This is a genomic window from Psychrobacter sp. Pi2-52, assembly GCF_904846705.1.
Taxonomy (GTDB): Bacteria; Pseudomonadota; Gammaproteobacteria; order Pseudomonadales; family Moraxellaceae; genus Psychrobacter.
This window is the reverse complement of the sequence record NZ_CAJHBS010000057.1, coordinates 1-918: the sequence shown is the minus strand read 5'-3', so window position 1 is coordinate 918 and position 918 is coordinate 1. Positions and strand designations below refer to the sequence as shown.

Sequence of the window (918 nt, the reverse complement as noted above, 5' to 3'; positions counted from 1 at the left end):
TAGACCTCTTGCAAAAGTCATAGGTTAAGCTCGAAATTAACAACACCGGCGAATAGCTTCATTCTAAGATCATAGCGCTGACGACGGTTACGATATTTATGAGCCACGATTTTGAACAACTTGATTAAGCCTATCTTGTGTTCAACCATAATGCGAAACTTAGCCAGATAGTGATTGGCTTGTTTACAGAGCTCTAACAGCTGACCCCCACGAGGCTTTTTAAAGGGAGTGAAGCTTTGTTCATGTAACTTTGCAATGCCCTGATAGCCACTATCTGCTAGTAATTTAGCATTGTCAGGAAGCCAATCAGGACAAGTGTCTTTATACAGCTTAAAATCGTGTACGGAACCTTTAGACGTTTGAATATCTAATATTAAACCGGTTTTCCAGTGAGCGATAACCTGAGCTTTTAGAGTGTGTTGTTTTTTCTTACCGCTGTAGTAGTCTCTTTGGTTTTTTTTGGACGCTCAATGGGGGTTTCGGTGGCATCAACGATGACGACTGACCAATTAATATCTTCATCAACTCTACTAGGAAGCTTTTTAGGCAACTCAAACCTACCTGAATCAATCAATATGTCTTCTACTTTACGAATGATACGGCTGGCAGAAGATTCATGAATACCAAAGTCCATACTGATGTGGTAGAGCGTTCGATACTCACGCCAGTAGGTAATCGCTAGTAGTATTTGTTCTTCAAGACTAAGCACGCTTGGTCTACCTGTTTTAGTCTTTTGTGCTTCATGCTGCTGCATGGCAGCTAACATTTCACGAAAGGTGGCTTTATGAATGCCCGTGTAGCGTTTAAAGCCTGCATTGCTTTGTTTGAGAAGCTTATCTATGTTTGGCATGGTTCTTAGCCAGTTGTTAATGTATGAGTTATTGTAAAATACTCTACTACTTTTGCAAGAGGTCTATT

General features: G+C 40.4%; 1 protein-coding gene. It reads right to left on the bottom strand.

Annotation, left to right across the window (positions count from 1 at the left end; genetic code table 11):
- Positions 1–409: 409 nt before the first annotated feature.
- Entirely contained in the window at positions 410–850 is a 441-nt protein-coding gene (locus tag JMY00_RS13470; RefSeq protein WP_201580534.1) for a transposase family protein, read from the bottom strand.
- Positions 851–918: the final 68 nt, after the last annotated feature.

What these genes read in the sequence shown, in the direction of transcription:
- JMY00_RS13470 (WP_201580534.1), bottom strand. Translation starts at nt 850, where the DNA reads ATGCCAAACATAGATAAGCTTCTCAAACAAAGCAATGCAGGCTTTAAA.